General features: G+C 70.7%; 16 protein-coding genes. 12 read left to right on the forward strand and 4 right to left on the reverse strand.

Annotation, left to right across the window (positions count from 1 at the left end):
• Window positions 1-76 precede the first annotated feature (76 nt).
• Window positions 77-1036, forward strand: a complete 960-nt coding sequence (locus Q5762_RS01155; protein ID WP_315889968.1) for a 3-oxoacyl-[acyl-carrier-protein] synthase III C-terminal domain-containing protein — start codon at window positions 77-79, stop codon at window positions 1034-1036.
• A 22-nt stretch (window positions 1037-1058) separates the two neighbouring features.
• On the opposite strand, the gene Q5762_RS01160 is transcribed toward Q5762_RS01155, so the two are convergent.
• Window positions 1059-3776 (reverse strand): aminotransferase class III-fold pyridoxal phosphate-dependent enzyme, encoded by a 2718-nt coding sequence (locus Q5762_RS01160; RefSeq protein ID WP_315889969.1) that lies wholly within the window; start codon window positions 3774-3776, stop codon window positions 1059-1061.
• Between the two features lie 179 nt (window positions 3777-3955).
• On the opposite strand from Q5762_RS01160, the gene Q5762_RS01165 reads away from it, so the two are divergent.
• The 5 genes from Q5762_RS01165 (at window position 3956) to Q5762_RS01185 (ending at window position 10904) form a co-directional block, all read left to right on the forward strand.
• Window positions 3956-4888, forward strand: coding sequence for a hypothetical protein (locus Q5762_RS01165; protein ID WP_315889970.1), 933 nt, complete (start codon window positions 3956-3958; stop codon window positions 4886-4888).
• A 342-nt stretch (window positions 4889-5230) separates the two neighbouring features.
• Window positions 5231-6328, forward strand: a complete 1098-nt coding sequence (locus Q5762_RS01170; RefSeq protein ID WP_315889971.1) for a UDP-glucuronic acid decarboxylase family protein — start codon at window positions 5231-5233, stop codon at window positions 6326-6328.
• Window positions 6329-6456: 128 nt separating this feature from the next.
• Entirely contained in the window at window positions 6457-8346 is a 1890-nt protein-coding gene (locus Q5762_RS01175; protein WP_315889972.1) for a glycosyltransferase family 2 protein, read from the forward strand.
• A 34-nt stretch (window positions 8347-8380) separates the two neighbouring features.
• The gene (gene galE, locus Q5762_RS01180) at window positions 8381-9403 is read left to right on the forward strand and encodes a UDP-glucose 4-epimerase GalE (RefSeq protein WP_315889973.1); all 1023 of its coding nucleotides are present in this window, start codon (window positions 8381-8383) and stop codon (window positions 9401-9403) included.
• Window positions 9404-9467: 64 nt separating this feature from the next.
• Window positions 9468-10904: a UDP-glucose/GDP-mannose dehydrogenase family protein gene (locus tag Q5762_RS01185; protein WP_315889974.1), complete on the forward strand. Its 1437-nt coding sequence runs from the start codon at window positions 9468-9470 to the stop codon at window positions 10902-10904.
• Window positions 10905-10993: 89 nt separating this feature from the next.
• Here the strand turns inward: Q5762_RS01185 and Q5762_RS01190 are convergent, their stop codons facing one another.
• Window positions 10994-12667: a right-handed parallel beta-helix repeat-containing protein gene (locus tag Q5762_RS01190; protein WP_315890240.1), complete on the reverse strand. Its 1674-nt coding sequence runs from the start codon at window positions 12665-12667 to the stop codon at window positions 10994-10996.
• Window positions 12668-13171: 504 nt separating this feature from the next.
• On the opposite strand from Q5762_RS01190, the gene Q5762_RS01195 reads away from it, so the two are divergent.
• From Q5762_RS01195 to xdhC, 3 genes are read left to right on the forward strand one after another with little or no spacing between them, the layout of a single operon-like run.
• Window positions 13172-14665: an FAD binding domain-containing protein gene (locus Q5762_RS01195; RefSeq protein WP_315889975.1), complete on the forward strand. Its 1494-nt coding sequence runs from the start codon at window positions 13172-13174 to the stop codon at window positions 14663-14665.
• Window positions 14662-17061 carry a xanthine dehydrogenase molybdopterin binding subunit gene (gene xdhB, locus Q5762_RS01200; protein ID WP_315889976.1) on the forward strand — a complete coding sequence of 800 codons (2400 nt, stop codon included), beginning with the start codon at window positions 14662-14664 and terminating at the stop codon, window positions 17059-17061. The genes Q5762_RS01195 and xdhB overlap by 4 nt, the downstream gene beginning before the upstream one ends.
• Window position 17062: 1 nt before the next feature.
• On the forward strand, window positions 17063-17872 hold the full coding sequence (gene xdhC, locus Q5762_RS01205; RefSeq protein ID WP_315889977.1) for a xanthine dehydrogenase accessory protein XdhC: 810 nt from the start codon (window positions 17063-17065) through the stop codon (window positions 17870-17872).
• Between the two features lie 64 nt (window positions 17873-17936).
• Here the strand turns inward: xdhC and Q5762_RS01210 are convergent, their stop codons facing one another.
• Window positions 17937-18704 (reverse strand): response regulator transcription factor, encoded by a 768-nt coding sequence (locus Q5762_RS01210; protein ID WP_315889978.1) that lies wholly within the window; start codon window positions 18702-18704, stop codon window positions 17937-17939.
• Window positions 18701-20038 (reverse strand): histidine kinase, encoded by a 1338-nt coding sequence (locus Q5762_RS01215; protein ID WP_315889979.1) that lies wholly within the window; start codon window positions 20036-20038, stop codon window positions 18701-18703. Before Q5762_RS01215 ends, Q5762_RS01210 begins: the two co-directional genes overlap by 4 nt.
• A 170-nt stretch (window positions 20039-20208) precedes the next feature.
• Between Q5762_RS01215 and Q5762_RS01220 the strand changes: the two genes are divergently transcribed.
• The 3 genes from Q5762_RS01220 to Q5762_RS01230 all read left to right on the forward strand — a co-directional run bounded on the left by Q5762_RS01220 (window position 20209) and on the right by Q5762_RS01230 (window position 23440).
• Entirely contained in the window at window positions 20209-21375 is a 1167-nt protein-coding gene (locus tag Q5762_RS01220; protein ID WP_399494161.1) for a serine hydrolase domain-containing protein, read from the forward strand.
• A gap of 260 nt (window positions 21376-21635) precedes the next feature.
• Window positions 21636-22307 (forward strand): DUF4389 domain-containing protein, encoded by a 672-nt coding sequence (locus Q5762_RS01225; RefSeq protein WP_315889980.1) that lies wholly within the window; start codon window positions 21636-21638, stop codon window positions 22305-22307.
• A gap of 599 nt (window positions 22308-22906) precedes the next feature.
• Window positions 22907-23440: a hypothetical protein gene (locus Q5762_RS01230; protein ID WP_315889981.1), complete on the forward strand. Its 534-nt coding sequence runs from the start codon at window positions 22907-22909 to the stop codon at window positions 23438-23440.
• The last annotated feature ends 1 nt before the right edge of the window (window position 23441 follow it).

Genomic DNA, 23441 nt, shown 5'->3' on the forward strand with positions numbered 1-23441 from the left:
CTGTGGCGCAATGTCGTCTCGTTCACGTGCCCGCCTGTCCGGTATCGCGGTCTGGCTTCCGCACGGATACCGGACCATGGAACAGACCCGCGCCGAACTGGAGCGCCGTAGCCCTTTCGTCCCGCCGCACCGGGTCCTGGAGGACCTCACCGGAATCCGCGGCGTCCATGTGCGGGAGCCCGGAGAGCAGGCGTCGGACCTCGCCGTCGCCGCCGCGCGGAAGGCGATGGCGGAGGCCGGGGCCGGCACCGCTGATGTGGATCTGCTGCTGTTCGCGTCCTGCTGCCAGGACCTGATCGAACCGGCCACAGCACACATCGTGGCCGCGAAACTCGGCCTCGGCTGCCCCGCGTTCGACGTCAAGAACGCCTGCAACAGTGTGCTCAACGCCTTGGAAGTAGCCGGCGCTTTCATCGAGTGCGGGCGCTACCGCACCGTTCTCATCGCATGCGGCGAGACCCCCACCATGGCGACCCGCTGGCATCTGCCGGACGAGGACACCTTTATTCGCGCCCTGCCGGGATACACGCTCTCCGACGCGGGCGCCGCACTGCTGCTCACGGCCGGGCCGGCCGGGGAGAACGATCCCGGCCTGATCACCACGGTCTTCGGGGCCCATTCGGCCGCCTGGAACGCCTGCACCGTGGAGAGCGGCGGATCCCTCCACTACCGGCCGGTCGACGACGAACCGACCTATGTCCGGCTCAACGGCGACTTCCTGCGCGACACCGTCCTCGATCTGGCCCCGATGGCTCTGGAACATGCCCGCAGCGAGCTGGAGTCCGTCCGGCGCAGCGCCTTCATCGCCTTCCACCAGATCAGCCGGAGGCACTACGACGAGATGTGTGACGGCCTCGACCTGCCCGCCGACCGCTGTCTGCCGGCCGTGGTCGACCACGGCAACACGGCCTCGGCGTCCCTGCCGCTCCAGCTGGTCCGCGCCCGGGAGGCCGACCGCGTCGAGCCCGGTGACCAGGTGGCGCTCATCGGGATGGCCAGTGGCTTCAGCGCGGGCCTGGCCCTCATCCGGCTCTGAGCCTACGGCGGCCGGCGGGCGGCTATGCGACGAAGAAACCGTCGTCGGCCATCTCCGAGAGGCTCAGTCCGAACGCCTCGGACACCCGCTGGACGTCGTCATCGGTGTGAGCCGCATTGAGCAGCATCGTGTGCAGTTCGGGCACGTAGACACCGTGCTTGCGCATGTAGTACGACAGGGCCAGGTTGGCCTTGAAGTTCGGGCCGGCCAGCCGGTCGCGGATGAGCCGGGGCTCGGTCCGGTCGAACGTGATGGAGAAGATCGACCGCAGGGCCCTGACGCTGAAGGGAATGCCCAGGGCTGCCGCCTGGGCCGCCATGTCGCCGGCCAGCCAGTCCGTCCTGCGGTCCAGGTCCGCGTAGATCTCCGGGTGCGCTCGCAGATGTCCGAGCACGGCGGCGCCGGCCGCGGCGGTGACGGAGTTCCCGCTCATCGTTCCACCGACGAACGCCCTGTGCTCCAGGTCGGTGAACGGGTCCTCGCTCGTGCGGACGATGTCGACCACGCCGGCGCGACCGGCCACCGCGCCGCACGGCAGACCACCTCCGATGATCTTGCCGAGGCAGGTCAGGTCGGGCCGCACGTCCACGAGGTGCTGCGCGCCGCCGTAGTGCACCCGGAAGCCGGTGACGACCTCGTCGTAGACGACCAGAACGCCCTTCCGGGCGCAGACGTCCCGGAGTTGTTCGAGGAACGCCCGGTCGAGCGTGCCGAGCGCCGAAGGCATGGGTTCGAGGATCACGCAGGCCAAGCTCCGGGCATGGGCGGAGATCCGTTCCAGTGATGCCGACTCGCCGTACTGGAGCACCAGCGTGTCGTCCACGACCATGCGGTGCATGCCGGCCGAGTTGGCGACCGGACGGGGGTGGTGTGCGTCTCCGCTGTGGCGGAAGAGCGAGCTCACGAGACCCTGGTCGGAGAAACCGTGGTAGTGGCCCTCGAATTTGGCGACCCCCTGCCGGCCCGTGTAGGCACGGGCCATGCGCAGGGCCATCTGGACGGCCTCCGTGCCCGAGTTCCCGAAGACGACCTTGCTCCCGGGTGCGAAGGCCTGCGAGATCGCTTCCGCGAGGCGCAGTTCCGCCGGGTTGGCCAGGGCATTGACGGCGCCCCGGCTCACGGCGTCCTGAACGGCCCGGACGACGACGGGGTGCGCATAGCCGAGCATGTGGGGGCCGTATCCGGACGACAGATCGATGTACGTGTTCCCGTCGAGGTCATGCAGCCGGGCTCCCTCGGCGCGCGCCACGACCAGGGGGAACGCGCTCGGCAAGACGTAGCGGTCGAGGTGGGTGGGGGCGACCAGATGGCGTGCGGCGCCACGTCTGGCGGCCATGGACCGGGGCGTGACCCGCCCGATGTCGCGCTCGAACTTCTCCCGCAGGTCCTCGCTCAGGTACGGGGAGCACATGTCGGTGAACCGCCGTGCGTTGCGAGGCAGGTCGATGTCGGGATCGGTCTGCGACACGAACCCCTCCCCGGTCAGCAGGGACAGGGCGAGGAGCGAGAACCGTGTCGAGGCGCGGGCTCCGCAGGTGGCGCCGAGCCGGGTGGCCTCGTCGAAGAACGCCATGGTGGACCATCGGGACGTCCGTCCCTCGAAGTGCCTGCGCAGGATGGCCGCGAGTTCGTCCTCGTAGGGCTTGCGATGGGCCGGGAGCTCCTCGGGGTTCGCCACGAAGGTGCGGACGAAACGCTGGACGGCGACGGCCCACTGCCCCCTCATGCAGGCGTAGTAGAACGAGCCGAGGTTCCACCTGTCGTCCGGGGTGAGGTGTCCGACGAGACCGAAATCGAGCATGACGATCTGACCGTCGGGGCCGAACAGCACGTTTCCCGGGTGCGGATCGACGTGGAAGAGCCCGTGGAAGAACACCATGGTGTAGAAGGCGTCCTGCATCCGGCGGGCGAGCGATGGACGGGGGTGCCCCGTGAGGTCGGGCTCCTGGCCCCGGATGCCGTGCACGTACTCCATGACGAGGATGTCGTTCCCGCACAGTCGGTCGTACGTCGTCGGCACGCGCACGAACGGATGCAGGCGGAAATTCGTGGCGACCTCCTGCTGCCTCAGCGCTTCCCGGCGCATGTCGCCCTGGCCCGCCAGCAGCGGCCGAAGCTCGGCGAAGTGTGCCGGGAGGTCGTACCGGCGCAGCGGTGGGACCAGTGCGTGCACGGTGGCCAGCAACTTCCCCAGGGTCCACGCGCTCACATGCAGTCGTTCCCGCACCCCCGCCTTGACCACCTTCACCGCGACCTCGCCACCGTCGTGGAGGACCGCCCGGTGTACCTGGGCGACGGAACCGACCGCGACCGGCTCCCAGTCGAACGACCTGAACGCCTCCTCCACGGGCAGGGGAAGGCCACGGGCGAGGGTGCGGCGCAGGTCCCGCTCGTTCATGGCAGGGAGTTCGCTGAAGAAGGAGCGGAACTCCGCCGTGGCCTCGGGGGACAGCAGACCCGTCTGGGTGCCCAGGACCTGACCGACCTTCATGTACAAGGGCCCCAGGCCCAGCATGCAGCGGCGCAGCAAGGCCGCGGTGTGCTCGTGGGAATGGTCGTCGCGGCGCACGAGGCGGGTCATTGCCCAGCGGGCGAGGCAGTACGCGGCCCACCACACGACGCGGGCGCCTTCGACGACGGCGAGCGGCACCGCGCGCAGGACGTGTGGGGGTACCTGGTGCTCCGCGACCGGCGCTGGAGCGGGCTCCGCCGAGGAACCGGTGTTCGGGGACTCCGACATCGACGTCACAGTAGCGACAGTGGCCGGGGTTCTCGCGCCGTCCACGCCGCATTCAGTCGTCGCGGGCCGCGGCCTGCCGACAGCGCGGCGCTCGTTGCGGACCGGGTGCGACACGCGCTGCGGGGGTGCCCGCGTGGGGTGAGGGGCTCGGGGATCCTGGTGGGGAGTGAGGGTAGTCCGTGCCCCGCCCGGGGAGGTGTGTCGTCGACGGATCCGCCTGCGCCCTGCTGGGCGTGTACAAGGGGTTCGGCGCCGGGGCCGTCGCCGCGACCGTGCGGCACGAGGAGCTCCTGGGCCGGCCTGTCGAGATCGGCAACGACTACCTGCCGCACAAGAGTTGGGCGGAGTTCGATCCGGCGGCGATGTGCCGGTACCAGCTCGATCCGTGGCGCACATGGCGGGACGGACGTCCGGGATCGGCGTTCGTGTACGGGGTTCCGCCGCTGGTCGAGGGTTGTGAGGGAGCGTTCGCGCGGGGGGTGGCGGGCGAGTTCGACGCCGCGTACGGGAGGGCGGCGCGGGCGCTGGTGGAGTCCGGGCACGGCGACGCGATCGTCCGGCTCGGCTGGGAGCCGAACAACCGGGCCATCGGCCCGTGGCAGGCGACGGACGACCCGGCGGGCTACACCGCTCTGTTCCGGCATGTCGTCGGCGTGTTCCGCGCGACACCCGGGTCGTGCTTCACGTTCGAGCTGTCGAGCTCCCTCGGGGTGCAGCCCGGACGACGGCTGCGCACCTTCACCGACTACTACCCGGGGGACGCGTACGTCGACTGGCTGGGCATGAACGTCTACGACCTCAAGTGGGGCGACCCGACGGTGTCCCCGGACGACCGCTGGTCGTGGATCCGGTCGCAGGCGTCGGGCCTCGACGCCCATGTGGCCTTCGTCCGCGCGCGGGGGAAGCGCAACGTGTGCTCCGAGTGGGGCCTGTACCGCCGCGGGGACGCGTTCGCGGGCGGCGGGGACGACCCGTACTACGTCGATCGGATGGTCGAGTACTTCTCCTGGGGCGAGGTCGCGTACCAGTCGTACTTCGACCACGACTGGGGCGGCGGCACCCTGGCGGAGTTCCCCGCGGGACGGGCCGCGTACCTGGGGCGGCTCGGGTAACCCGATACGGGCAACCAGGTTCGGACAGCCCCGCTCGGGTGCCCTGATTCCGATCAGGCATACGCGGCGCGACTCACACCTGCGCGTGACCCTGACGAATTACGCCGTTCGAATGCGGGATCAACCTCGCACTGGGCGGTGACGCCGTCCACCCCCCGCGCGGCCGCCGCCGAACAGCCCAACAGCCAATTTCACCTTCCCAAAAATGCCTTCATACGCCGATATCATCGCCCTACGTTTTCCGAGAGCACTCCGCTTGTCGGCTCGTCAGGTCATCTGCAATTCGGCCGTCCGTGCGAGCGGGGCGTGAGGTCAATTCGCTTCTCATTCATGGAGAAACACATGCGCGTTGCCGTCACCGGTGGCGGTGGTTTCCTCGGGTCACACCTCTGCGAAGCGCTCTTGCGGCGCGGCGACTCGGTGGTGTGCCTGGACAATTTCTCGACTGGCGACCCCGCGAACATCGCACACCTCCTGTCCGACCCGGCCTTCGACTTCCAGCACGCCGACGTGAGCGTGTCCGTGGAGGTCGCCGGCCACATCGACGCCGTCGCCCACCTGGCGTCCCCCGCCTCCCCACCCGACTACCTGCGTCAGCCGCTGGAGACCCTCGCGGTCGGCAGTCGTGGCACCGAGAACGCGCTGCGCCTGGCCCTGCGTCATGACGCGCGCTTCATCCTCGCGTCGACGAGCGAGATCTACGGCGATCCCCTGGTCCACCCTCAGGAGGAGGCGTACTGGGGCAACGTCAACTCCATCGGCCCGCGGAGCGTCTACGACGAGGCGAAACGATACGCGGAGGCGGTTTCGGCCGCGTACCGCCGCACGCACCGCGTCAACGTCGGCATCGCACGGATCTTCAACACCTACGGCCCGCGGATGCGGCCGCACGACGGCCGTGTGGTGTCCAGCTTCATCACCCAGGCGCTGACCGGTGAACCGCTCACCATCTACGGCGACGGCCTGCAGACCCGCAGCTTCTGCTTCGTGGACGACCTGGTCCGCGGTCTCGTCGCGCTCCTCGACTCGTCCGAGATGGGCCCCTTCAACCTCGGCAACCCGGTCGAGCGCACCGTCTCCGAACTCGCCGAGATCGTGCTGGCGATGACGGGCTCGACCTCCGAGGTGAAGTACCACCCGCTGCCGGTCGACGACCCGGTCCGGCGCCGCCCGGTGATCACCCGAGCGCGCGAGGTGCTGGGCTGGCAGCCGGAGATCGACATCACCGAGGGCCTGCGCCGGACCGTCGCGTACTTCGGCGCCCGCCCGGACCGGCTGACCGCTTCGGCCGCGGCGATCCGCGGCGGCCAGGGCGAGACGGTCCCGCTCGCCACGGTGACGGACGCGGCCACCATGGCGCAGACGATCCCCGGCCCGTCGGCCGCCTCCGCCGAGGTGGCGTCCGCCGCCGCGGCCGGGCCGTCCGCCTCGGGCGGCTGATCCCCACGCCGCGGCCGGCCGCTCCGCCGGCCCGGCCGCGGCCCTCGTCGTACCTCCCGCCTCCCCTCTCCCCGCACCTCCCCGCACGCCCTCGGCCCGCTGTCGCACTGCCTGGAGAACCCGCTGCCATGACGTCGTTGGAGCAAGGTCCCACCCTCGGGACCGGCACCGTCCAGGACCCCCCGCTCCCCACTCCGGCACCCGGCTCGCCGGAGGAATGGGAGGCGTTGGGGCACGAGATCACGGCCCTCTCCCACGGCGCGGTGGCCTCCATCGGCCCGGACGGCCCGGTTCTGGCTACGCCCCGGCACCGCTTCGAGACCCGCCCCGACAGCTTCGTGCGCGAGTTCTCCCGCGCGAACCGCGCCCTCGTCATGCTGCTGTCGCTGGGCTGGTTGGCCTGCCTGGTCTGGTTCTGGGTGTGGTGGCTCCAGCCCTCCCACCGCATCGGCTGGACCGGACTGGTGGTCAACAGCGCCCTGCTGCTCTACCTGGCGTATCTGCCGGTGCACTTCCTCGTCGCGCTGATCCGGATGCGACGCTTCAACCCGTCCGTCGAGGTGCCGGGGCTGCGCACCGCGTTCGTCGTCACCCGCGCCCCGTCCGAGCACTGGGACATCGCCCGCACCACCCTGGAGGCGATGCTCCACCAGGACTTCCCGTACGTCTACGACGTCTGGCTGTGCGACGAGGACCCCACCGAGGAGATCATCGACTGGTGCCGGGCCCAGGGCATCGGGGTCTCCTGCCGACGTGGCCGCGCCGACTACCACCGGGCCGACTGGCCGCGGCGCACCCGGTGCAAGGAGGGCAACCTCGCCTACTTCTACGACCACTGGGGCTACGAGCACTACGACGTCGTCGCCCAGCTCGACTGCGACCACGTGCCGCACCCGCGCTACCTCGCCGAGGTCGTCCGGCCCTTCGCCGACCCGGCCATCGGCTACGTCGCCGCCCCCAGCATCTGCGACGCCAACGCCGACCAGTCCTGGGCGGCCCGCGGCCGCCTCCAGCGCGAGGCGCTCTTCCACGGCCCCGTACAGCTCGGCTACTCCGCCGGACTCGCACCGCTGTGCATCGGCTCCCACTACGCCGTCCGCACCCAGGCGCTGCGGGACATCGGCGGCCTCGGCCCGGAGCTCGCCGAGGACTTCTCGACGTCGTTCCTGCTCAACTCGGCAGGCTGGCAGGGCGCGTTCGCGATCGACGCCGAGGCCCACGGGGACGGTCCGATCACCTTCGGCGCGATGATCACCCAGGAGTTCCAGTGGTCCCGCAGCCTGGCGGTGATGTTCTTCGGGATGCTGCCGCGTCACCTGAGCCGGATGCCCGGAAAGCTGCGGCTCCGCTTCGCCTGCGCGCTGCTGTACTACCCGCTGCTCGCCCTGACCACGGTGATCGGCATCATGCTGCCGCCGATCGCGGCGCTCACCGGTGTTCCGTGGATCAACGTCAACTACTTCGAGTTCCTGGCCCGCTTCTGGACGATGTCCGTCTGGCTGATGCTGCTCACGCTGCTGTGCCGCCGGCGCGGCCTGCTGCGCCCGAAGGACTCGCCCGTCGTCAGCTGGGAGATCTGGCTCTTCGGCCTGGCCCGCTGGCCGTACGTGGCCTGGGGCGTGGGCGCGGCCCTGATGCAGAAGCTGCGGCCACGTCCGGTCACCTTCAAGGTGACGCCGAAGGAACGCGACGGCCTCGAACCGCTGCCGCTGCGCGCCGTGGCGCCCTACCTGCTGATCACCCTGTTCCTGTCGAGCACGGCCGTCGTCGGCCAGTTCACCGGTCCCGCCTTCGGTTACGTGTTCCTCTGCATCCTCGGCGCCCTCTCGTACGCGGCGGTGACCCTCGCGGTCTGCGCCCTGCACATCGGGGAGACGGCGCGCGCCGCCGGAGTCCGGCGGCACCGGGCTCTGCGCACCGCCGCCGTCCCGCTCACCGCGGGGCTCCTCGTCCTGATCCCGCTGGCGCTCGCCGTCGGCGTCTTCCCCACCTACCTCGCCGGCTTCTACGCCTGGTGACGGCCCCCGGGCCGATCGAGAAATGAGGTCCCCCGTGCCCCAGACGGTCCTGGTGACCGGCGGCGCCGGTTTCATCGGCAGCCACACCTGTGTCGAGCTCCTCCGCTCCGGCCACGAGGTCGTCGTGCTCGACGACCACTCCAACAGCTCCCCCGAGGCCCTCGAACGCGTCGAGAAGATCGCGGGCCGGCCGATCGCCGCGTCGCACGTCGCGGACGTCCGCGACCGGCGGTCCCTGGACGCCGTGTTCACGAGCCACCCGATCGACGCGGTGATCCACTTCGCCGCGAAGAAGGCCGTCGGCGAGTCGGTGCGCATCCCGCTCGTGTACTACGACATCAACATCGGCGGCACCACGGCCCTGGTCTCGGCGATGCACGACCACGGGGTGCGTCGGCTGGTGTTCTCCTCGTCCTGCTCGATCTACGGCGACACGACGACCGTCCCGCTGACCGAGGAGTCCCCGGCCGCGCCGACGAACCCGTACGCCACCACCAAGTGGACCTGCGAGCAGATCCTCGCGGACCTGTGCCGGCACCTGCCCGACCTACGGGTGCTGGCGCTGCGGTACTTCAACCCGGCCGGCGCCCACCCCACCGGGCTGCTCGGCGAGGACCCGCGCGGCGTGCCGAACAACATCATGCCGCTCCTCACCCAGATCGCCGTGGGCCGCCGCGACGAACTCAGCGTCTTCGGCGACGACTACCCGACGCCCGACGGCACGGGGGTGCGCGACTACATCCACGTCGTCGACGTCGCCGAGGGGCACCGCGCGGCCCTCGAACACATCGACGACGAGCCCGGCATGCGCGTCTTCAACCTCGGTACCGGGCGCGGCGCGTCCGTCCTTGAGCTCGTGCGCGCCTTCGAGGAGGCCTCGGGGCGGCCGATCCCGCATCGGGTCACCGAGCGTCGCCCCGGCGATGTCGCGGAACTCGTCGCCGATCCGGCGAAGGTGGCCGGGGCCTGGGGCTGGAGCGCGCGGCGCGACCTGGCCGCGATGTGCCGCGACGCGTGGAACTTCCAGCAGCAGAACCCGTACGGCTACGCCCCCTGACCCGTCCCGTTCGCCCCCCTTCCCCTCCGGCCCCACCTCCGCGCCCCAGACAGGAGAGCAGCACATGCGGTTGACCGTCATCGGTACGGGATATCTCGGAGCCGTGCACGCCGCGTGCATGGCCGACATCGGACACGACGTCCTCGGTGTCGACGTCGACACCGAGAAGATCACGGCCCTCGCCGAAGGCCGACCCCCCTTCTACGAGCCGGATCTCGACGACGTCCTGACCCGGGCGCTCGCCTCGGGACGCCTGCGCTTCACCACCAGCCTGCGCGAGGCGGCGCTGCACGGCGAGGTCCATTTCATCTGCGTGGGCACCCCGCAACAGGCCGGCTCCCAGGCGGCCGACCTGCGGTACGTGGACGCCGTGGTCGACGGGCTCGTGCCGCACCTGCCCGCCTCGTGTCTGGTGGTCGGCAAGTCCACCGTCCCGGTGGGCACGACCGCCCGCCTGACCTCCCGCATCGCGAGTCTCGCGCCGGCGGGGGTACGAGCGGAGGTGGCGTGGAACCCCGAGTTCCTGCGCGAGGGCTTCGCCGTCGACGACACGCTGCGACCGGACCGGCTCGTCGCGGGCGTGACCAGCCGGGAGGCCGACGAGACGCTGCGCCGGGTGTACGCCCCGATGCTGGCGGCGGGGGTCCCGTACATCAGCACCGACCCGAACACGGCGGAGCTGGTGAAGGTCGCGGCCAACTCCTTCCTCGCGACCAAGATCTCCTTCATCAACGCGATGGCCGAGGTCTGTGACGCCGCGGGCGCGGACGTGGTCACCCTGGCCGACGCCCTCGGCCACGACACCCGGATCGGCCGCCGGTTCCTGAACGCCGGTCTGGGCTTCGGCGGCGGCTGCCTACCCAAGGACATCCGGGCGTTCACCGCCCGGGCACAGGAGCTGGGTGTCGGTCCGGCGGTGGCGTTCCTCGACCAGGTCGACGAGATCAACAGACGTCAGCGCACCCGGACCGTCGCGCTCGCCCGTCAGCTGGTCGGCGGCGACCTGACCGGCCGCCGGGTGACCGTCCTGGGCGCCACCTTCAAGCCGAACAGCGACGATGTGCGCGACTCGCCGGCCCTGGCCGTCGCGACGGCGCTGCACCGGCAGGGCGCCGACGTCCGGGTGCACGATCCGGAGGGCTCGGCGAACGCGCGGGTCGCCCACCCGGAGCTGGCTTGCGGCGCGGACCTGCTGACCGCCTGCCAGGGCGCGGAGATCGTCCTCCACCTCACCGAGTGGGGCCAGTACCGCGAGGTGGACCCGGTCAAGCTGGCTCGCGTGGTCCGCGAGCCGGTCCTCATCGACGGGCGCAACGCGCTCCCGCACGACGAGTGGCGGGCCGCCGGCTGGACCGTCAAGGCGCTGGGTCGCCCCGCGCCGTCGGACCGGCCGCCGACCGCCCGGTCCGGGGAGCGGCTGCGGGCCACGATCACGTCCCCGGCCACCGATGCCGATCGGGCCGGGGCCAGGGCCCCGGCGCTGCCGACCGGCAGGGCGTAGCACCGGCTACGAGAAACACACCGGCTCTGCCCTGCCGCACGGTCCTCGACCGTGCGGCGGGGCAGAGCCATGTGACGTGCCGGTTCGGCTCAGTCGGCGGGGCGCGGTTGCGCGGCCCCGACCGTCAGCGCCTCGCGGATCCGGTTGCCGAAGTAGTCGACGGGGCCCGGGTTGACGCCCGACGCCTGCGGGCCCAGGGCGGCGGGCACCTCGTCCTCGCAGCGCGGCACCAGATCCGAGGCGCCGGCCGAGTCGGCGATCGGGGCGGCCAGACCGCGCAGGCACGGGTCGTCGACGGAGCCGGTCGGCTCGCCGTCGAGCGTCTCCTGGCGGGAAGCGGTGCGCCAGCCCGCCAGCGACGCGAAGCGTTTGGCGCCCCACCCCAGTGACCAAGGGCCCGTGCTGTAGTAGTCGTTGCCCTGGAGCCGAAGCGTGGCGGGGGCGTACGACGACTCGGCCTCCAGCAGGGGGCCGCCGTCCGTGGCGAAGATGTTGTTGAGGACGCGCACGCCACGCATGCCGTCGCGCAGCCGCAGCGCCGGCGGCCGGTTCCCCGCGGAGGCCAGGCCCTCCGTCCGCATCACGACCGTGTTGTGGTAGATGTCCAGGTTCCTCATCCGGGTGCCGTAGGCGACGATGCCGCCGTACTGGGGCAGCTTCCGCGCGTCGTCCCAACTCATATTGAAGCGGACGGTGTTGTTCCGGTGGGCTCCGGTCGACTGGCCGGAGTAGACGAGGAAGCCCGGCCCGTCGTTGCCGTACGCGAGGTTGTACTGCATGACCGAGAAGGACACGTTGTTGTCGAGTCCGAATCCGCCGCCGTCGACCCGTGAACCGGTGCGGTTACGGTAGGACCTGTTGTTCTCCAGCACCACGCGGGTGGAGTCGTACACCCAGATGCCCTCGGGCCCCTCCTCGGCGTCGGCGGCGGACCTCGCACCGTTGTCGTGGGCCACCGAGCGCGTCACCGTCACGTCCCGGACGCTGCCGAGTGCGATGCCGCTGCCGGTGTTGCGCGCGCCGCTCTTCGGGTCGCCGGTGTTGGAGTACGCCTTCACCCGCTCGATCCGAAGCCCCGAGTGCGCGTAGGCAGGGTTGTCGGCCTCGAACTCGGGCCCGTAGAAGACGAGTCCGCCCTCGAGGTTGTGGTGCACGGAGACATCGGCGATCCGAACGTCGCCGAAGCCCACGGCGGCGTCCTTCTCCGCGCCGACGCTGATCCCGTTCTGGAAGCCCCTCGCCTCGACGTTCGTGATCGTGACGTGGTCGAGCCGCCGGGAGCCCGGGAGGGTTTTGCGGAAGGCGATGCCCACCCCTTCTCGTAGCGCCCTGCGGTCGCCGACGAGCGCGATGTTCCTGATCTCCACGCCGGCGGTGTCGCGCACGGTGATGCCGGACGTGCCGCGCGGCGCGATCGTGGCGCGGCCGGTGCCGTACGACTCGATCACGACGGGCCGCGTCGCACTGCCCGCCTCGGTCTTGTCCAGGCTGACGCTGCCGCGGAACCGCTCGCCGCCCTTGAGTCTGAGCTGGTCGCCGGGCTGGAAGCGCACGGCGTTCGCATGGTCGAGGGTCTTCCAGGGCTTCTGCGGCGAGAGGCCGTCGTTCTTGTCGTCGCCGTCGGGGCTCACGTAGAAGGTGTACGGACCTCCGGTGGCGGGTCGAGCCGGCCGGTAGATCCCCTGCACGTCGCACCCTGTCAGCAGCAGAAGCACTGCGGCCGAGACTCCGGCGACGGTCTTCGTCGCCTGGCTCCGCTTCACCGCGTTCAAGCGCACCCCTTAGGGACGTTCCTCTGGCACATCAAGCACACAACGCCACAGACTGCCAGAAACCGCGCATACGAAACGCCGCCGGGAGTGCGGCATCCGAGTCACGTGGGCGCGCGATGTTAACCAGCCGGTCGCTGTACTTGGCGGAGGCCCGCCACTTGACCGCTGGGACGTCAGCCGCTAGCTTGCGGTCCACGTCGATCCAGAACGACCGAGAGGAGGCGACCGGCGGATGTACACCAGCTCTGACCTGAGTCGCCTCGCCCACACCACGGTCTGGGTTCCGGGTCGTATCGCGCACGGCTGCTGATTACGCCGTTCTGATGTGCCCGTCCGTGGCGCATTCCAGGTTTCCCTTCCCCATCTCCTGGCACGTCGCTGTCGCGTGCCGTTCTGCGCCCGCTCCTGTCCCGTGGCGCGTCTGAACACAGAAAGCTGCCCGAAATTGGCGAACATGATGAATCGACCGATCGCGCACCGAAACGAAGGCCCGTCATGGTAGGGCCGCGGATCACGGTCAACGGGAACGAAACACCCCTTTCTCCGGCTGCCCCCCAGACCACGGTGCTGGATTTTCTGCGCGAGCGTGGCCTCACCGGAACCAAGGAGGGCTGTGCCGAGGGCGAATGCGGCGCCTGTTCGGTCCTGGTCGCCCGCCCCGGGGTGAACAAGCCCACCGACTGGGTGGCGGTCAACGCCTGCCTGGTCCCGGCCGCGGCGCTCGACGGTCAGGAGATCATCACCTCCGAAGGTCTCGCCACCGCCGGCGAACCCGGCGCACCGCCCACGCTGCACCCGGTACAGGAGGAGATGGCGGTCCGCGGCGGCTCCCAATGCGGCTACTGCACACCGGGATTCGTCTGCAGCATGGCTGCCGAGTACTACCGACCCGACCGCTGCGCGCACGCGGAATCGGCGGACGGCGCCGGCTCGGCCGACGCCACCGACTCCGACTCTGACTCCGAACACGGTCCGAACGGTTTCGATCTGCACTCGTTGAGTGGAAACCTGTGCCGCTGCACCGGTTACCGTCCCATTCGCGATGCCGCGTTCGCCGTCGGTGCCCCCACCGCGGACGACCCTCTGGCGCGGCGTCGCGAGCAGTCCGCGCCCGAACCGGTCGCCACCGAGTACACCCAGGGCGACAGCACGTTCCTGCGGCCGAGCACCCTGAGCGAAGCGCTGCGGCTGCTGGGCGAGCGGCCCGACGCGGTGGTGGTCGCCGGGAGCACCGACTGGGGTGTGGAGGTGAACATCCGTTCCCGCCGGGCGAATTGCGTGGTCGCCGTCGACCGACTGCCCGAACTGCGGGAGCTGCGCGTCGAATCCGACCACATCGAGATCGGCGCGGCGCAGACACTCACCGAGATCGAACGCCGCCTCGACGGCACCGTCCCACTGCTGGCGGAGCTCTTCCCGCAGTTCGCGTCGCGGCTCATCCGCAACAGCGCGACCCTCGGCGGCAATCTGGGTACCGGCTCCCCCATCGGTGACACCCCGCCGGTGCTGCTCGCGCTGGAGGCGTCGGTGGTACTCGCCGGCCCGGACGGTGAGCGCGAGGTCCCGCTGGCCGACTACTTCACCGGCTACCGGCAGAGCGTCCGCCGGCCCGGCGAACTGATCCGCGCGGTGCGCGTCCCGCTGCCGCTGTCGCCGGTCGTGGCCTTCCACAAGATCGCCAAGCGGCGCTTCGACGACATCTCCAGCGTGGCGGTCGCCTTCGCGCTCGACATCGAGGACGGGATCGTCCGCAAGGCACGCATCGGGCTGGGCGGCGTGGCCGCCACCCCGATCCGCGCCCTCGCCACCGAGGCGGCCCTGGAGGGCAAGCCCTGGGCGGCGGAGACCGTCGAGGCCGCGGCCCAGGTGCTGCGGGCGCAGGGCACACCGATGAACGACCACCGCGCCAGCGCCGAGTACCGCTCCGCGATGCTCGGCCAGAGCCTGCTGAAGCTGTACGCGCGAACCACCGAGGCGGTGCCGTCATGAGCCATCTGTCCGAACTCCCCGAAAAGCCTGTCGTAGGCGTCTCGATGCCGCACGAGAGTGCCACCCTGCACGTCACCGGCACCGCGCTCTACACCGACGACCTGGTCCAGCGCACCAAGGACGTGCTGCACGCCTACCCGGTCCAGGTCATGAACGCCCACGGCAGGATCACCGCGCTGCGTACCGAGCCCGCGCTCGCCGTGCCCGGCGTGGTCCGCGTGCTGACCGGTGCCGACGTGCCGGGCGTCAACGATGCAGGCATGAAGCACGACGAGCCGCTGTTCCCCGACACGGTCATGTTCTACGGCCACGCGGTCGCCTGGGTGCTCGGGGAGACCCTGGAGGCGGCCCGGCTGGGGGCGGCGGCCGTCGAGGTGGAACTCGACGAACTGCCCTCCCTGATCAGCCTGCGGGAAGCGATCGCGGCCGACAGTTTTCACGGCGCCCGGCCCGTGATGCTGGCCGGAGACGTCGACGCCGGCTTCGCCGACTCCGCGCACGTGTTCACCGGCGAGTTCCACTTCTCCGACCAGGAGCACTTCTATCTGGAGACGCACGCGGCGCTGGCCCATCTCGACGAGGGCGGCCAGGTGTTCGTCCAGAGCAGCACCCAGCACCCCTCGGAGACCCAGGAGATCGTCGCGCACGTGCTCGGCCTGCACAGCCACGAAGTGACCGTGCAGTGTCTGCGGATGGGCGGTGGCTTCGGCGGCAAGGAGATGCAGCCGCACGGGTTCGCGGCCGTCGCCGCGCTCGGCGCCAGGCTGACCGGCCGGCCGGTCCGGGTACGGCTCAACCGGACCCAGGACCTGACCATGTCCGGCAAGCGCCACGGGTTCCACGCCGAATGGAGGATCGGCTTCGACGACGACGGGCACATCCAGGCCCTGGACGCCACCTTGACCGCGGACGGTGGCTGGAGCCTGGACCTGTCCGAGCCGGTGGTGGCCCGCGCGCTGTGCCACATCGACAACACCTACTGGATCCCCAACGCACGCGTCGCCGGTCGCATCGCCAAGACCAACAAGGTCTCCAACACCGCCTTCCGCGGCTTCGGCGGACCGCAGGGCATGCTGGTGATCGAGGACATCCTGGGCCGGTGCGCGCCGCTGCTCGGCCTGGATCCGATGGAGTTGCGGGAACTCAACTTCTACCGGCAGGGCCAGTCCACGCCGTACGGACAGCAGGTCCTTCATCCCGAACGGATCTCCGCCGTCTGGCAGGAGGTTCACGACCACGGGGGCATCGCCGACCGGAAGCGTGAGATCGCGGCCTTCAACGCCGCACACCCGAACACCAAGCGGGCGCTCGCGCTCACCGGCATCAAGTTCGGAATCTCGTTCAACCTCACCGCCTTCAACCAGGCGGGCGCACTGGTGCTGATCTACAAGGACGGCTCCGTCCTGATCAACCACGGCGGTACGGAGATGGGGCAGGGCCTGCACACCAAGATGCTGCAGGTGGCGGCGACCACGCTGGGCATCCCGCTGCACAAGGTACGGCTGGCCCCGACACGCACCGACAAGGTGCCCAACACGTCTGCCACCGCGGCGAGTTCCGGCGCGGACCTCAACGGTGCGGCGGTGAAGAACGCCTGCGAGCAGCTGCGCGATCGGCTGTTGCGGGTGGCCGGCACCCAGTTGGGTGCGAACGCCTCGGATGTGCGCATCGTCGAGGGCGTCGCGCGCGTCATCGGCAACGACAGGGAACTGGCCTGGGACGACCTGGTGCGCACCGCGTACTTCCAGCGGGTTCAGTTGTCGGCGGCCGGCTTCTACCGGACCGAGGGCCTGCACTGGGACGCGAAGACGTTCCAGGGCTCGCCGTTCAAGTACTTCTCGTACGGCGCCGCCGCGACCGAGGTGGAGGTCGACGGCTTCACCGGCGCGTACCGGATCCGGCGGGTGGACATCGTGCACGACGTCGGCGACAGCCTGTCACCGATGATCGACATCGGCCAGGTCGAGGGCGGCTTCGTACAGGGCGCCGGCTGGCTGACGCTGGAGGACCTGCGCTGGGACACCGGTGACGGGCCGAACCGCGGCCGGCTGCTGACCCAGGCGGCGAGTACCTACAAGCTGCCGAGCTTCTCGGAGATGCCCGAGGAGTTCAACGTCAGGCTGATGGAGAACGCCACCGAGGAGGGTGCGGTCTACGGGTCCAAGGCGGTGGGTGAGCCTCCGCTGATGCTGGCGTTCTCGGTCCGAGAGGCGCTGCGGCAGGCCGCCGCGGCGTTCGGGCCGGTCGGGGTCAGCGTCGAGCTCGCCTCCCCCGCGACACCGGAGGCGGTGTACTGGGCGATCGAAGCAGCCCGCGGGAGCGACGTGCGGCGCGACGGCCACGCTCGCAGCGGCAGCGAGATCCCCGCCGACGCAAGCGCTCTGAGCGATGCCTGACATGACCTGGGTGACCGCGGTCGCGCGGTTGCGAGCCCGTCGGGAACCCGGCACGCTCGCGACCGTCGCGACCGTGCGCGGCCACGCGCCCCGTCGGGCCGGTGCCAAGCTCGTCGTGGGGCTGACCGAGACCTGGGGTTCGATCGGCGGCGGCAACATCGAGGCCGTCGCCATCGATCGGGCGCGCGAACTGAACGTCGCGGCCGATCCGGAGCCGGAGTTGATGGAGTTCGCCCTCAACGACAAGGTCACCGGTCGGCACGGCGTGCAGTGCTGCGGCGGAGCCGTCACCGTCCTGCTCGAACCGCTGCCGGTGGTCCAGGCGGTGGCGGTCTTCGGCGTCGGGCACGTCGGGCTTGAGCTGGCGCGGATCCTGGCCCGCCACGACCTCGATCTGCACCTGATCGACAGCCGCCCCGACGTACTCACCGACGAACGGCTCGGCGTACTCGCGGACGCGGTGGCGCAGATCCACGTGCACCACACACCACTGCTTCCGGAGGAGGTCCTCGGGCAGCTCCCGCCCGGCACCCACGTCCTGATCATGACCCACGACCACGCCGAGGACGCGGCGCTGTGCGACGCCGCCCTGCGCACCGCCGGTCTCGGCTCGATCGGATTGATCGGCTCGGCCGCCAAATGGGCGCGGTTCCGCCACCGCCTGGCCACCGAGGGCGACCACGACGCCGCCACCATCGACCGGATCAAGACCCCGGTCGGAATCGGCGAGATCAGGGGCAAGGAGCCCGCCACGATCGCGGTGAGCATCGCGGCGGACCTGCTCCGGACGTTCGAGAGGGACCGCCGCTGAAGGGGAAGGCTGTTCTTGCCGGACGGCGGTGACGTCGCGCACCGGCGCCGAGGCCGACGGCGCCTCAGCCTGTGAACCCCGGCACCACCAGACCGGACTCGTACGCGATCACCACCGCGTGGGTCCGGTTCTGCGCGCCGAGCTTGGTCAGCACGTTCCCGACGTGCGTCTTGACCGTCTCCAGGCTCACTGTGAGGGACTCCGCGATCTCCGGGTTGGAAAGCCCGGTGGCCACCAGCCGCAGTACCTCCTCCTCCCGCACCGTCAGCGCCGCCTTCGGCAACGCCTCGGCGGACTCCAGCGGACGGGCGGCGACCATCCGGCGCAGTGTCGTCGGGAAGAGGATCGCCTCCCCCGCCGCCACCACTCGTACCGCCTCGGCGATCTGCCGGACCGGAAGCCGCTTGAGTACGAAGCCGCTGGCCCCGGCGCTGAGCGCGGCGGTGACGTAGTCGTCGTTCTCGAAGGTCGTGATCACGACGACCTTCGGCGGTCCTGCGGACTGGACCGGCGCGGCCGACTCGGTCGACTCGGGCAACTCGGTCGACTCGGTCGACTCGGCGAGGAGTTGGCGGGTAGCTTCGATCCCGTTGCGACGTGGCATGCGTACATCCATCAGGACCACGTCCGGACGCAGCCGCCGCGCCTGCTCGACCACCTCGACCCCGTCGGCGGCCTCCCCGATCACCACGATTCCCGGCTGCGCCGCGAGCAAGGTGCGCAGACCGCTGCGGGTCACCTCGTCGTCGTCCGCGACGAGGAGTGTGACGGGCGTGTCCGCCGGGACGGCCGGCTCCGCCGTACCGGCCGTGCTCGCCGTGGGGCCGTTCATGCCGACAACCGTACGGGCAGCCGCACGGCCAGCCGCCAGTGCCGCGGCCCGTCCGGGCCGGCGTCGAAGTCACCGTGCAGCAGCCGCACGCGCTCGGCGAGGCCGGGCAGACCGTGCCCGGATGTCGGGAAGGCACCCCCGCGCTGCGGTCCCCGGCTCGTGCCCTCGCCCGTGCCCCCGCTCGCTCCGGCCCTGGTCGCGTTGACCACGCCGAGCTCCAGTCCTTCCGGTGCCGCCGCCACCCGGACCTCGATCGGACCGCCCGCTCCGTGCCGCATCGCGTTCGTGAGCCCTTCCTGCAGGATCCGGTACGCCGCCCGGGAGAGCGTTCCCTGCACCTGCGCCGGGTTCCCCGAAAGCTCCAGCTCCACCACCCCGCCCGCGTGCCGCACGCGGTCGAGCAGCTCGGGCAGATCGGCCAAGGTGCGAGGCGGCGCGGTCTCGGCCTCCCTTTCGCGCAGCACACCGAGCACGTAGTCCAGGTCTTCGAGCGCGGCCCGGGCCGACTCCTCGATGCTGCGCAGAGTGGCCCGCGCCGCCACCGGGTCGGTGGACATCACCTCGCCCGCCACCGCGGCCTGGATCGTGGTCGTCGTCAGCGTGTGCCCGATCGAGTCGTGCAGCTCGTGGGCCAGCCGGTTGCGTTCGGCCAGACGCAGCTCCCGTTCAGCCGCCAGCGCGAGCCGCTCCGCCGACGACGGCCCGAGCAGCCTGGGCGCCGACCATCGCATGGCCTTCGTCACCCCCGCGCACACGGCCGCCGCAAGGAGCAGGCAGCCGAGCCCGGCCGCCCAGCTCTCCCAGCCGCCCGACACCCGTACCGACCGTCCGAACAGGCTCAGCCCTGCCTCGGCCTTGAGCCAGCCCACCGGGAGAGTCAGGCCCATGAAGAGCAGCACACCGCTCCCCAGGGCCCCCGTCCACCCGAGTGCCACGTGCAGCAGCATCCAGAGCGGAGTCCGCCAACGGTCGGCCACGGACGCCACGGCAGGGCCCGGCAGGCCAGGGGCCGACCCGGCAGCGGCCGACCCGGTGCCGGACGAGCTCGCGGACGTTCGTACGGCAGCGGGATCGGACAACGACACACCCAGCAGCCGGCGGGCGGACACGATCAGCACCCGCCGCGTGGTGCGGGCCAGCCCGACCAGGCCGACCAGCACCGCCCAGACGAGCAGGACCACGACGATCTGCACACCCTCGGGAGCGGACCGCCAGGCCAGCGCGGGCAGCAACGCGAAGGACAGCAGGGGAAGGCTCGCCAGGACGCCGCCATAGGCGAACAACGCACCCGCGTACGTGGATCGGCTCAGCAGCGGCCGCATTGCTCTGATCATGATCAGCCAGTATGTACGGGCGGCTCACCTGCGGCCTCCCCCGATCGGGGGAGCATTTTCTCCCGCCTTCCCGCGATGTGCGCCGGAGCCCCCGGAATCCATGATCGTGTCCTGCCCGGTCGACGGGTGGAGCAGCCGACAGCACCCCACGATTCCAACGGAGTTGACTTATGCGTGAGCAGACATGGCACGGGCCTCGTTCCTCCGAGCGGCGGCACGGCGGGCGACGCGGAGCGATGGCGGCCGCGGCCGCGGTGGTCGTCGCCGTCATGACCACGGGCACACTGGCGCCGTCCCCGGCGTCCGCCGCCGCCCGGCCCGACGCCGTCCAGCAGGGCCTGCAGGCGCTGGTGCGGGACGGCCAGCCCGCCGCGCTGGCGAGCGTCGAGGACCGTGATGGCCGTACCCGTACCTATACGGCGGGGGTCGGCGACCTGGCCACCGGCTCGAAGGTGCCCAGGGACGGTCAGGTGCGGATCGGCAGCAACACGAAGACGTTCACCGCGGTGATCGTGCTGCAACTGGTCGGCGAGGGGAAGATCGCCCTGGACGCGCACGTCGACACCTATCTCCCGGGCCTCGTACGCGGAAAGGGCATCGACGGACGCCGCATCACCGTCCGCCAACTGCTCCAGCACACCAGTGGACTTCCCGAGTACGGGGTGCACATCAGCGACGACGAGCTGAAGTACCGGTACTTCGAGCCCCGCGAGCTCGTCGACATCGCTCTCCAGGACGAGGCCGAGTTCGCCCCCGGGAAGAAGTGGAGTTACAGCAACACGAACTACGTGCTGGCCGGCCTGATCATCCAGAAGGTCACCGGCCGCCCCCTCGCCGAGGAAATGGACCGGCGCATCATCAAGCGCATCGGGCTGCGCCACACCTACTTCCCCACGCCCGGTGACAAGACCATCCGGGAGCCGCATCCGAAGGGGTACGCCAGGAGTTCGGACGGCGCGCCGCCGCGCGACTTCACGGAGATCGACCCTTCGGCGGGCTGGGCGGCAGGCCAGCTGATCTCCACCAACTCCGACGTCAACCGCTTCTTCACCGCGCTCCTCGGGGGCCGCCTCCTCCCGGCGGCCCAGCTCGCCCAGATGCGTACGACCGTCCCGGTCGGGGACACCGGCAGCCACTACGGACTGGGGGTCATGAGCAGGAAGCTGTCCTGCGGAGGCGTCTACTGGGGCCACGGCGGCGACCTCGTGGGCTACGAGACCCGGGGAGGAGCCACGGACGACGGCCGCGCCGCCAACGTCACGGTCACGAGCATCCCGCCGGACGAGGCGGGCACGAACCGTGTCCAGGCGGTCGTGGACACGGCTCTCTGCCGCTGAGACGTCCCTGCCCGGTCAGCAGGTGTGCATCCACGACCGGATCCCTGCCGCGCACGCCGTCGCCCACGGGCATGCCCCTGACAGGATGCGGGGTCACCCTCCCACGGACCACGGAACCGGGCGATCCTGAGAGGTGGGAGGGACGCCGGCCGGCTACTCGACGTCGTCTCGGAGGTGCACCTGGTGACGGTGTCGCGGGGGGGCGGGGGCTGTACCGGCTCTCGTACGCAGACGACCGACCTCGTGAGGAAGTGACCCTCATGGACACCCCGTCCGCCCCGTCCGCCCCGTACCCGCCGGTCGCGGTGACGGCCGAGCTCGACGCCCCGCTCTCCCGCTGGCTGTGGCTGGTCAAGTGGGTCCTGGTGATCCCCCACTGGATCGTGCTGTTCTTCCTGTGGATCGCCTTCTTCGTCGTGACCGTGATCGCCTTCTTCGCCATCCTCTTCACCGAGCGCTACCCACGGGGCCTGTTCGACTTCAACCTCGGTGTGCTCCGCTGGTCCTGGCGCGTCTCGTACTACGCGTACGGCGCCCTCGGCACCGACCGGTACCCGCCCTTCAGCCTGGGCCCGGAGCCCGACTACCCGGCCCGGCTGGACATCGCCTACCCGGAGCGGCTCTCGCGCTCGCTCGTCCTGGTCAAGTGGTGGCTGCTCGCCATCCCGCAGTACCTGGTGATCGCCTTCTTCACCGGCGGCATGCGGACGCACTGGTGGGGCGGCGGGCTGATCACCCTGCTCGCGGTCATCGCGGGCTTCGCCGTCGCCTTCACCGAACGCTACCCACGCGATCTCTTCGCCCTGCTCGTCGGCCTGAACCGCTGGGTCCTACGCGTGGCCGCCTACGCGAGCCTGATGACGGACGCATACCCGCCCTTCCGGCTCGACCAGGGCGGCACGGAACCGACGAGGAGCGACGAGGTCCGCTGACGGCACCGCCCCCGGACCGCGCCCCACGGCCCGCAGCGCACAAGACTCACTCTCAGTGATCCCGCCGTCCCCAGGTGATCCCGACCCGCGAGGGAAGAGAACCATCACCGACAACCCACCATCGTCCTCGTCCACGGCTTCTGGGGCGGCGCCGCCGCCCACTGGGCGAACGTCATCGTCGAGCTGAACAAGCGCGGCTACGACATGATCCGCGCGGTCGAGAACCCCCTCACCGCCCTCGTCTACGTCGCCCCCCCCGACGCGGGTGAGAGCCCCGGCCCCCGGCAAGCCCTACGAGTCACGCCAACGGGTCGCCGCCACCATCCTCGGCGTCCTCGCCGCAGAGGGCCGCAGAACCGGAGCCCTGGGCCGACCGTCTGGTGGAACGGCCGCATCGTCGGAGCCTGGGCACAACACGCCGACGGCGGCATCAACCACCAGCTCCTCACCGACCCCGGCCAAGAAGCCCGCATAGCCACAACAGGGGGACGTGCAAGCGTCAGCCGCTCGGCCCCTCCCCGCGTGCGCGCGGCGAGGGTTCCGGCGAACGTTGATCTGATTGACCAGGCACCCAGGCTTCCGGGAACGAGGTGCGGATCGTGTCGTTGAGGATCAAACGGATCGACCCCTGCAGTGGATCTCTCCACCAGTACGTCACCCTCACCGGAACCCTGCTCGGCACCCGGCACATCCTGTGGGGTGACCGTGTACTGGAGGAGGGCGAGTGGAAGGGTGAGGTTTTCGCCCCCGGGGACGTCACCCTCACCTTCACCATTCCGCAGGGCAGCGGAACCGTGTCCGTGGTCGCCATCGACGGCGAAGAGCGCAGTAACACCGTGCACTTCACGTACATCCGGCCTCCGGTCCAGCCCGATGGTGCGGAAACCCCTGCGCCGCTCCTCGACGGAGAGCCGTCGGTCTTCGACGAACTCGTGAGTTGTGTTCGTGGAGCGCCGCGCGAGCTCGTCGACCGGCTGGAAGAGAGCGACGACGCCAGGATGGCCCGGCTCGGTCGTGCCATGCGGAGTGTCCGTGGGCAACTCCCGCCCGGACCCGACGGATCCGACCGCTCAAGCCTCACCGGCGACGGGCCCACCGTGATCGACCCCGTGACGCACGACCCGGCCTGGTAGC

Source organism: Streptomyces sp. P9(2023) (assembly GCF_032436795.1).
GTDB lineage: Bacteria > Actinomycetota > Actinomycetes > Streptomycetales > Streptomycetaceae > Streptomyces.